Origin of the sequence: Streptomyces sp. NPDC059456 (genome assembly GCF_042750055.1) — a bacterium.
Taxonomy (GTDB): Bacteria; Actinomycetota; Actinomycetes; order Streptomycetales; family Streptomycetaceae; genus Streptomyces.
This window is the reverse complement of sequence record NZ_JBHYVA010000278.1, coordinates 1-10,086: the sequence shown is the minus strand read 5'-3', so window position 1 is coordinate 10,086 and position 10,086 is coordinate 1. Positions and strand designations below refer to the sequence as shown.

Annotated in this window: 9 protein-coding genes and 1 pseudogene; 9 read left to right on the top strand and 1 reads right to left on the bottom strand. The window is 73.5% G+C overall.

Translation table 11 applies throughout. The annotated features are described in order from the left end of the window. The 4 genes and pseudogenes from ACFXA3_RS23145 to ACFXA3_RS23130 all read left to right on the top strand — a co-directional run. Window positions 1-388 (top strand): annotated as a pseudogene (locus ACFXA3_RS23145) (hypothetical protein); the annotation flags it as partial. A 67-nt stretch (window positions 389-455) separates the two neighbouring features. Next, window positions 456-1,598, top strand: a complete 1,143-nt coding sequence (locus ACFXA3_RS23140) for a glycosyltransferase family 4 protein (RefSeq protein WP_385189537.1) — start codon at window positions 456-458, stop codon at window positions 1,596-1,598. A gap of 198 nt (window positions 1,599-1,796) precedes the next feature. After that, window positions 1,797-1,961 carry an SDR family NAD(P)-dependent oxidoreductase gene (locus ACFXA3_RS23135; protein ID WP_385189534.1) on the top strand — a complete coding sequence of 55 codons (165 nt, stop codon included), beginning with the start codon at window positions 1,797-1,799 and terminating at the stop codon, window positions 1,959-1,961. Window positions 1,962-2,094: 133 nt separating this feature from the next. After that, window positions 2,095-3,711 (top strand): GMC oxidoreductase, encoded by a 1,617-nt coding sequence (locus ACFXA3_RS23130; protein WP_385189532.1) that lies wholly within the window; start codon window positions 2,095-2,097, stop codon window positions 3,709-3,711. Window positions 3,712-3,727: 16 nt separating this feature from the next. Here ACFXA3_RS23130 and ACFXA3_RS23125 read toward each other — a convergent pair whose 3' ends face one another. Continuing rightward, window positions 3,728-5,524: an AMP-dependent synthetase/ligase gene (locus tag ACFXA3_RS23125; protein WP_385189529.1), complete on the bottom strand. Its 1,797-nt coding sequence runs from the start codon at window positions 5,522-5,524 to the stop codon at window positions 3,728-3,730. A gap of 229 nt (window positions 5,525-5,753) precedes the next feature. On the opposite strand from ACFXA3_RS23125, the gene ACFXA3_RS23120 reads away from it, so the two are divergent. From ACFXA3_RS23120 to ACFXA3_RS23100, 5 genes are all read left to right on the top strand, one after another. After that, window positions 5,754-6,536: a metallophosphoesterase gene (locus ACFXA3_RS23120; RefSeq protein ID WP_385189528.1), complete on the top strand. Its 783-nt coding sequence runs from the start codon at window positions 5,754-5,756 to the stop codon at window positions 6,534-6,536. A gap of 106 nt (window positions 6,537-6,642) precedes the next feature. Beyond that, window positions 6,643-7,092 (top strand): SRPBCC family protein, encoded by a 450-nt coding sequence (locus tag ACFXA3_RS23115; RefSeq protein WP_385189526.1) that lies wholly within the window; start codon window positions 6,643-6,645, stop codon window positions 7,090-7,092. 76 nt (window positions 7,093-7,168) lie between these two features. Continuing rightward, window positions 7,169-8,395 carry an ArsA family ATPase gene (locus ACFXA3_RS23110; protein WP_385189524.1) on the top strand — a complete coding sequence of 409 codons (1,227 nt, stop codon included), beginning with the start codon at window positions 7,169-7,171 and terminating at the stop codon, window positions 8,393-8,395. 76 nt (window positions 8,396-8,471) lie between these two features. Further along, a complete protein-coding gene (locus ACFXA3_RS23105; protein WP_385189522.1) occupies window positions 8,472-8,945 on the top strand; it encodes a DUF5304 domain-containing protein in 474 nt (157 codons plus the stop codon). Between the two features lie 61 nt (window positions 8,946-9,006). Then, window positions 9,007-9,948: an ROK family glucokinase gene (locus tag ACFXA3_RS23100; RefSeq protein ID WP_385189519.1), complete on the top strand. Its 942-nt coding sequence runs from the start codon at window positions 9,007-9,009 to the stop codon at window positions 9,946-9,948. The last annotated feature ends 138 nt before the right edge of the window (window positions 9,949-10,086 follow it).

Here is a 10,086-nt window from a genome sequence, read left to right as displayed (position 1 = left end):
CCCTGTTATTGACCCGGCCACCCCCGAGATATACACTCTCATAGTCGGCGGCAGCGTCAGTTGTGTATACGCCACCCCCCCCCCGCAGCAGGCCGCGCCGGCCCTGGGCCGGGCCGTACGCCGGGGCGAGCTGCCGGGCGCACTGCCCGCCGACCGGGAGTTCGCCTTCGGCGCCGACCCGGAGGCGATGGCCCGCGCGTACGAGGGCGCGTGGCTGGCCTGCCGGCTGATCGCGTCCCGCTGGGGCGACGCCGCGCTGGTCCGCCTCTACGAACGGGCGGGCCGCGAACCCCTGGAGACGGCCCTGGAGGACACCATCGGCGGCGATCCGCCCGGCCTGACCCTGGCCTGGCAGGCGAGCCTGCGCCAGGAGCTGGGCGCGCCCTGAGAACCGGTTCGGCCCGGCCCGCGGCCGGGGAGGGGGCGTGCGGGGGCGTCCGGTACTTTGGCTGGCGATGCACAAGACGCTGATCGTGACCAACGACTTCCCGCCGCGCCCGGGCGGCATCCAGGCCTTCCTGCACAACATGGCGCTGCGGCTGGATCCCGACCGGATCGTCGTCTACGCCTCCACCTGGAAGCACGGCGGCGAGGGCCGCGAGGCCACCGCGGCCTTCGACGCCGAGCAGCCGTTCCAGGTCGTGCGCGACCGGACGACGATGCTGCTGCCGACCCCGCGGGTGACCCGGCGGGCGGTCGGGCTGCTGCGCGAACACGGCTGCTCGTCGGTGTGGTTCGGGGCCGCGGCCCCGCTGGGGCTGATGGGCCCGGCACTGCGCCGGGCCGGCGCGCAGCGGATCGTGGCGACCACCCACGGGCACGAGGCGGGCTGGGCGCAGCTCCCGGTGGCCCGGCAGTTGCTGCGCCGGATCGGCGAGGGCACGGACACGCTGACGTACCTGGGGGAGTACACGCGCTCGCGGATCGCCTCGGCGCTGACGGACCGGGCGGCGGCGCGCATGGTGCAACTCCCGCCGGGGGTGGACGAGAAGACCTTCCACCCCGGGTCGGGCGGCGACGCGGTCCGGGCCCGGCTGGGGCTGTCGGACCGGCCGGTGGTGGTCTGCGTCTCGCGGCTGGTCCCGCGCAAGGGGCAGGACACGCTGATCGAGGCGATGCCGCGGATCCTGGCCGCGGTGCCGGACGCCGTGCTGCTGGTGGTGGGCGGCGGCCCGTACGAGGCGGACCTGCGGGCGCTGGCGGCCGCCACGGGGGTCGCGGACTCGGTGGTCTTCACGGGCGCCGTCCCGTGGGGCGAACTGCCCGCCCACTACGGCGCCGGGGACGTCTTCGCGATGCCCTGCCGGACCCGGCGGGGCGGGCTGGACGTGGAGGGCCTCGGCATCGTCTACCTGGAGGCCTCGGCGACGGGCCTGCCGGTGGTCGCGGGCGATTCGGGCGGGGCGCCGGACGCGGTACTGGAGGGCGAGACGGGCTGGGTCGTCCGGGGCGGGGTCCCCGAGGACGCGGCGGACCGGGTGATCGCCCTGCTGCGCGATCCGGAGCTGCGCCGGCGCATGGGGGAGCGGGGCCGCGCCTGGGTCGAGGAGAAGTGGCGCTGGGACCTGCTGGCGGACCGCCTGCGCGAGCTGCTCTGACCCCCGCGGGGCCACCCGGGGCCACCCGGGGCCAGCCGGGGCCCGCGCCCCGGTCGCGGCGTGCGTCCCGGGCCGCCGGGGCGCGGCCGGTGGCTGCGCCGGCCGGGGGACGTCGTGGCCCGGGCCGTGCGGCGGCCGGGCGGGGTCGGAAGGCATGTCCGCGGGCGTGCCCGACGGCGGCGCGCCGGGCGAGGAGTGGTGACGACGACGGACGACGCGCTGCGCGGGACCGTGGCCCTGGCGACCGGCGCTTCGGGCGGGATCGGCCGGGCGACCGCGCTGACGCCCGCCGGACGGGGCGCCGCCGTCGCGATCACGGCGCGGCGCGCGGAGCGGCTGACGGAACCGGCGGCCCGGGTCTGAGCCGGGGCCGGTCCGGGACGGGGCGGGACGGGGCGGCGCGGTCCGCGTGATCCTCCGCCACGCCTGACTGTTCCTCAGATGTCTGTCAACACCGCCTCTGGGTGGACGGCCTGATTCCGCCCATGATGCGGCCATGACACCTCACCTGACGCGCCGTCACTTCCTGGGTATCGGCGCCCTCCAGACCGCCGCGGCCCTCGGCTTCACCCGCATAGGGCTCCAATCGGCCGCCGCCGCCGAACCCCCCGCCGCGCAGTACGCCCCCGCCATCGTCGTGGGTTCCGGCTACGGCTCGGCGGTCGCCGCCCTCCGGCTCGGGCAGGCCGGCGTACGCACCGTCGTCCTCGAAATGGGCCGGCTGTGGAACACCCCCGGCCCCGACGGCAAGGTCTTCCCCTCCACCTCGGCGCCCGACCAGCGCTCCATGTGGTTCCGCACCCGTACCGAGGCGCCGCTCGCCCAGTTCCTCTGGCTCGACGTCGTCAACCGGGACATCAGCCCCTATCCCGGCGTCCTCGACCGGGTGAACTACGGCGACATGTCCGTGTACGTCGGCCGCGGCGTCGGCGGCGGCTCCCTCGTCAACGGCGGCATGGCCCCGACCCCGCGCCGCTCCTACTTCTCCGAGGTGCTGCCCCGGGTCGACGCCGACGAGATGTACGGCACCTACTACCCGCGCGCCCGCGCCGCACTCGGCGTCAACGACATCGACCCGGGTTGGTTCGAGTCCACGGAGTGGTACCGGTTCGCCCGGATCTCCCGCAAGCACGCCCAGAACACCGGCCTGAAGACCACCTTCGTGCCCAACGTGTACGACTTCTCGTACATGCAGCGCGAGGCCGCGGGCACCGCCACCCGCTCGGCGCTGGCCGGCGAGGTCATCTACGGCAACAACCACGGCAAGAAGAGCGTCGACAAGACCTACCTCGCGGCCGCGCTCGGCACGGGCAACGTCACCATCGAGACCATGCAGCGCGTCGTGGGCGTCCGCCAGGAGCCCACCGGCGGCTACGTGCTCACGGTGCAGACCAGCGATGTGACGGGGAAGGTCACCCAGGTCAGGGAGCTCGGCTGCAAGCAGCTCTTCCTCGGCGCCGGCAGCCTCGGCACCACCGAGATCCTGCTGCGCGCCCGCGAGCGCGGCACCCTGCCCGCGCTCAGCGAGAAGGTCGGACTGGGCTGGGGCCACAACGGCAACGTGATGACCGCACGGGCCAACCACCTCTGGGACACGGTCGGCGCCAACCAGGCCACCATGCCCGCCCTGGGCATCGACGACTGGGACAACGCCGCCAACCCGGTGTTCGCCGAGATCGCCCCGCTGCCGATGGGCTTCGAGCACTGGATCTCGATGTACCTGGCCATCACCAAGAACCCCGAGCGCGGGCACTTCACGTACGACGCCGCGAGCGACTCGGCGCGGCTCAACTGGCGGCGGGACCAGAACACCCCGTCCGTCCAGGCCGCCAAATGCCTCTTCGACCGGATCAACCGGGCCAATTTCACGATCTACCGGTACGACCTGTTCGGCGACAACAAGAACTTCGCCGACAACTTCACGTACCACCCGCTCGGCGGCTGCGTCCTGGGCGACGCGACCGACGACTACGGCCGCGCCAAGGGCTACCGGGGGCTGTACGTCGTCGACGGCTCCCTCGTCCCGGGCTCGCTCGGGGTGAACCCGTTCGTCACCATCACCGCGCTCGCCGAGCGGAACATGGCGAGGATCCTCGCCGAGGACCCCCGCTAGCCGCCCGGAGCGGCGATCAGCCCCGGTACAGGGCCTCGATCTCGTCCGCGAAGTCCTTCGCCACCACATTCCGCTTGAGCTTCAGCGAAGGCGTGATGTGACCCGACTCCTCCGTGAACTGGGAGGGCAGAATGCGGAATTTCCGCACCGATTCCGCCTTGGAAACCGCCGCGTTGCCGTCGTCCACGGCCTTCTGGACGGCGGCGATGAGGTCCGCGTCCTCGCGCAGCTCCGCCGCCGTGACCCCGGCCGGCTTGCCGTTCTCCGCGGCCCAGCGGCCGAGGAACTCCTCGTCGATGGTGACCAGCGCGGCCACGAACGGCCTCGCGTCGCCGACCACCATGCACTCCGCGACCAGCGCGTGCGCCCGGATCCGGTCCTCGATCACCGCGGGGGCCACGTTCTTGCCGCCCGCCGTGACGATGAGCTCCTTCTTGCGCCCGGTGATCGTCAGGTAGCCGTCCTCGTCGAGGGTGCCGACGTCGCCGGTGTGGAACCAGCCGTCGGTCAGCGCCTCCGCGGTCGCCGTCTCGTTCTTCCAGTAACCGGTGAAGATCTGCTCGCCGTGCAGCAGCACCTCGCCGTCGTCCGCGATGCGCACCACGGAGCCCGGCATGGGCTGGCCGACCGTGCCGATCTTCTGCTTGTCCCACGGGTTGAAGGTGGTCGCCGCGCAGGACTCGGTCAGGCCGTAGCCCTCCAGGACCGTGAAGCCGATGCCGCGGAAGAAGTGGCCGAGCCGCTCGCCCAGCGGGGCGCCGCCGGAGATCGCGTACTCGCCGCGGCCGCCGAGGACCGCGTGCAGCTTGCTGTAGACCAGCTTCGAGAAGACCTTGTGCTTGAGCTTGAGCCCGAACGACGGGCCGCGCGGGGTGTCCAGCGCACGGCTGTAGGCGATGGCCGTGTCGGCCGCCGCGTCGAAGATCTTCCCCTTGCCCTCGGCCTGCGCCTTGGCGCGCGCCGAGTTGTAGACCTTCTCGAACACCCGGGGGACGCCGAGGATCAGCGTGGGGCGGAAGGACTGCAGCTCGTCGGTGAGGTTCTTGATGTCGGGTACGCAGCCCAGGCGGATCGGCGCCAGTACGGCCGCCACCTCCACGAGCCGCCCGAAGACGTGCGCGGCCGGCAGGAACAGCAGCACCGAGCACTCGCCGGTCTTGAACAGCGGGCTCAGGCGCTCCACCGCGTTGCCGCACTCCGCGAAGAAGTTGCGGTGGGACAGCACGCAGCCCTTGGGGCGGCCGGTGGTGCCCGAGGTGTAGACGATGGTGGCCGGGTCGTCGGCGTTCGCCAGCGAGCTGCGCGCGTCGACCTCGGCGTCGGTGACGTCCGCACCGGCGGCCTTCAGCGCCGCGAGCGCACCCTGCTCGATCTCCCAGACCTCGCGCAGCTCCGGCAGCCGGTCGCGCAGCGAGGCCACGGCCGCGCTGTGCCCCGGGCTCTCGACGATGGCGGCCACCGCGCCGGAGTCGCCGAGGATCCACTGGATCTGCTCGGGCGAGCTGGTCTCGTACACGGGGACGGTGACGCCGCCCGCCGTCCAGATCGCGAAGTCGAAGAGCACCCACTCGTAGCGGGTGCGGGAGACGAGCGCGACGCGGTCGCCGGGGCGGACGCCGGCCGCGATCAGGCCCTTGGCGGCGGCGCGCACCTCGGCGAGGAACTCGGTCGCGGTGACGTCCTGCCACCGGCCGTCGACCTTGCGGGCCATGACGGCGGTGTCGGGATGCTGGGCGGCGTTGCGGCGGATGAGATCCGTCAGGTTCCCGTCCGACGGGACCTCGTACAGGGCCGGAAGGCTGAACTCGCGCAAGACTGCTGCTCCTCTGGGCGCCATCGCCACCATGTGGACCGACCGGACGTTACCCACCGGTAGTGGGTTCCGGATAGGGGGAACCGGCCAGATGTTCCGTGCGTCACATGACGCGGCCGTGCCATGCCGACAGTAGTCGACCCCCCTGAGGACCCGGAAGTAACCGCAGGTAGGCCGCCTGTGCCACCCGCTCTACCCGCGGTCCCCGGGCCCCCCTAGGGTGGAGCGCATGGGTGGCAGGAAAAGCAGCACGCGGGTCCATGTCGTCAGCGACGTCCACGGCAACGCCGAGGCCCTCGCCCGGGCCGGGGAGGGCGCCGACGCCCTCATCTGCCTCGGCGACCTCGTGCTCTTCCTCGACTACGCCGACCACTCGCGCGGCATCTTCCCCGACCTGTTCGGCGTCGAGAACGCCGACCGGATCGTGGAGCTGCGCACCGCGCGCCGCTTCGACGAGGCCCGCGACTTCGGCCGGCGGCTGTGGGCCGGCCTGGACCGCGAACAACTGATCGAGGGCGCCGTCCGCCGCCAGTACGCCGAGATGTTCGCCGCGTTCCCCCACCCCACGTACGCCACCTACGGCAACGTCGACATCCCGGGGCTGTGGCACGAGTACGCCGGCCCCGGCACCACCGTCCTCGACGGGCAGCGGGTGGAGATCGGCGGCCGCGTCTTCGGCTTCGTCGGCGGCGGGCTGCCCTCCCCGATGCGCACCCCGTACGAGGTCGACGAGGAGGAGTACGCCGCCAAGGTCGAGGCGCTCGGCGACGTGGACGTGCTCTGCTCCCACATCCCGCCGGAGGTGCCCGAGCTCTGCTACGACACGGTCGCGCGCCGGTTCGAGCGCGGCAGCGAGGCCCTGCTCGCCGCGATCCGGCGGACCCGCCCCCGGTACGCACTGTTCGGGCACGTGCACCAGCCGCTCGCCCGGCGGATGCGGATCGGCGCCACGGAATGCGTGAACGTCGGGCACTTCGCCGCCACCGGAACGCCCTGGGCCCTGGAGTGGTGACCCCCACACGCACGGTAGCCTGCACGCGGCGGCCGCAGGCCGCACACTTCCTCGAACTCCCCCAGCCACCGCTGGGAGGTACCCCCAGCCTGGAGGGCGGACTGCCATGGCCGAACACACCAGCTCGACCATCACGATCGAGGCGTCGCCGGCCGACGTGATGGCCGTGATCGCCGACTTCGCCCGCTACCCCGACTGGACCGGCGAGGTGAAGGAGGCCGAGGTGCTGGCCACCGACTCCGCGGGCCGCGCGGAAAAGGTCCGGCTGCTGCTCGACGCGGGCGCGATCAAGGACGACCACACCCTCGCCTACACCTGGAAGGGCACGGACGAGGTCAGCTGGACCCTGGACAAGTCGCAGATGCTGCGCCAGCTCGACGGCTCCTACCGGCTCGCCCCCCTCGACGGCGGCAAGCGCACCGAGGTCACCTACCAGCTGACCGTCGACGTCAAGATCCCGATGCTGGGCATGATCAAGCGCAAGGCCGAGAAGGTCATCATCGACCGCGCCCTGGCCGGCCTGAAGAAGCGCGTCGAATCCACCGAATCCGCCTGAGGCGCGGGGCCGGGACCGGCCCCGGTCCGGCGGACGGAGCCCGGCTCCGCCGGTGCGCACGAGGAGCACCTGCACCATGCACACACTGTTGATCACCGGCCCCGGCGGGGCCGGCCGGACCACCGTGGCCGCGGCGACGGCCCTCACCGCCGCACGGGCCGGGCAGCGGGTGCTCCTGCTCTCCGGTGACCCGGGCGACCCCCTGGCCGCACTGGTCGGGGAGCCCGGCGGACAGCCCGTCCAGGCCGCGCCCGGGCTCACCGCCGTCCCCGCCGGCGGGGTCCTCGTGGCCCGCGTCGACTCCGGCGAGGAGTTCCGCGAGGAGCTCGTCGCCCTCCAGGAACGCGGATCCGCCCTGCTCGGCATGGTCGGGGCCCGGCCGCTGGGGGCCGAGGAACTCACCGAACTGCCCGGCGCCGAGCAGTTCGCCCTGCTGCGCGCCCTGCGCCGGGCCGCCGGCGCACCCGGCGTCGACCTCGTCGTCGTCGACATGCCCCCGCTGCACCAGACCGTCGCCACCCTCGCCCTCCCCGCCCAGCTGCGCCGCTACCTGGCCCGGCTGCTCCCGGCCGAGCGGCAGGCGGCCCGCGCCCTGCGCCCCGTACTGGCCCAGCTGGCCGGCGTACCCATGCCCGCGCAGTGGCTGTACGAGGCCGCCGCGCGCTGGGACGAGGAGCTGGCCGCAGTCCAGGCCGTCGTCGAGGCCGACACCACCTCGCTGCGGCTGGTCGCCGAGCCGGGACCCGGCGCCGACGCCGCCCTGCGCACCGGACTGCTCGGCCTCGCCCTCGAACAGCTCCCGGTCGGCGCGATCGTCGCCAACCGGATGGTGCCGCAGGGCTCGCCCGACCCCTGGCTGGCCGGGATCGCCGCCCAGCAGGAGAAGTACGCCGCCCAGTGGGCCGGTGCCGGGTCCGCCGGGGGCGTGCCCGTGCTCCCGCTCGGCCACCTCGGGCGCGACCCCGAGGGGCCGCAGGACCTCACCCGCCTCCCCGGCGCGCAGGCGCTCGTCCCGGGCACTCCCGGGGAGCCGTCCCCGGCCCGCCGGCCCTGGGCCGTCGAGGACCGCCGCGCCGACGACGGGGTACTCGTCTGGGTGGTCCCGCTGCCCGGCGCCCACAAGCGGGACCTCGACCTCGTGCGGCGCGGCGACGAGCTGCTGCTCGCGGCCGGGCCGTACCGCAGGATCGTTCCGCTGCCCTCGGCGCTGCGCCGCTGCACGGTGTCCGGCGCCGCCCTCGCCGACGGGGAGCTGCGCATCCGCTTCACCCCCGACCCGGACCTGTGGCCCCGCAGGCCCTGAACCGCGTACCCCCGTTCGGGTACCGTCGAAGGTAGTACGTACCGCACGCCCAGCAGCTGCCGCAGGAGAGTCCGCCATGAGCGAGGCCACCGACCGTCCCACCGACGACGACGCCTGGGCCAAGGCCTGCGCCGAGGACCTCGCCGCGGAACAGGAACGACGCCGGGCCCGGCAGGGCGCCGCCGACGCCGGCACCGGGACCGCCGCCGAGGAACTGTTCCGGCTCTTCGAGGCCGTCGCCGACAAGGTCTCCGCGCTGAACAACCCGGTGCTCGGCGCCGCCGCCCAGGGCGCGGTCCGCCAGTTCGTCAACCAGGCGAAGGCCGCCGCCAAGCCCGTCGTCGAGCGCAACCCCGAGGTCTTCGACCACCTCGCGGCCGCCGGCTCCGAGTTGCTCGCCGCGTACCGCTCGGCCGTGGAGGGCCACGAGCGCCGCTGGACCCGCGACGAGCCCGCCCCCGGCGCCCCCTCGGACCGGCCCTCCGGTGACCGTTCCGACCCCCGGGACGAGGGCGGGAGCGGTCCGGCCCAGCGGATCGATCTCGACTGAGACCCTGCCTCCCTCGGGTACCGTTGGCCGTGGCGGGGTTTGACCGGAAACCGAGGGACTAATGGGACTCACCATCGGCGTCGACATCGGCGGCACGAAGATCGCGGCCGGCGTGGTCGACGAAGAGGGCACCATCCTTGAGACGTACAAGGTGCCCACCCCGCCGACCGCGGACGGAGTGACGGACGCGATCTGCGCCGCAGTGTCCGAAGTCAGCAGCAACCACACCATCGAGGCCGTCGGCATCGGCGCCGCCGGATACGTGGACGACAAGCGCGCGACCGTGCTCTTCGCGCCGAACATCAACTGGCGGCACGAACCGCTCAAGGACAAGGTCGAGCAGCGCATCGGCCTGCCGGTCGTCGTCGAGAACGACGCGAACTGCGCGGCCTGGGGCGAGTACCGCTTCGGCGCCGGCCAGGGCCACGAGGACGTCATCTGCATCACCCTCGGCACGGGCCTGGGCGGCGGCATCATCATCGGCAACAAGCTGCGCCGCGGACGCTTCGGCGTGGCCGCCGAGTTCGGGCACATCCGGGTGGTCCCGGACGGCCTGCTGTGCGGCTGCGGGAGCCAGGGCTGCTGGGAGCAGTACGCCTCCGGCCGCGCGCTCGTCCGGTACGCGAAGCAGCGCGCCAACGCCACCCCCGAGAACGCGGCGGTCCTCCTCTCGCTCGGCGACGGCACCCCCGACGGCATCGAGGGCAAGCACATCAGCGAGGCCGCGCGGGCCGGCGACCTGGTCGCCATCGACTCCTTCCGCGAGCTGGCCCGCTGGGCCGGCGCGGGCCTGGCCGACCTGGCGTCGCTGTTCGACCCGTCGGCGTTCATCGTCGGCGGCGGGGTCTCCGACGAGGGCGACCTCGTCCTCGACCCGATCCGCAAGTCCTTCAAGCGCTGGCTGATCGGCGGCGCGTGGCGCCCGCACGCGCAGGTGCTCGCCGCGCAGCTCGGCGGCAAGGCCGGACTCGTCGGCGCCGCCGACCTGGCCCGCCAGGGCTGACGCCGCTCGCCGACGCCGTTCACCGACGCCGTCCGTTTCACAGAACTGCCCGCCGCGCCCTCTGGGGGGCCGCGGGGCATATGGGTTTTTTCTCCGAGATTCTGGCGTAATTTGGGTCGGTAGACGTCGGGTCGCGGG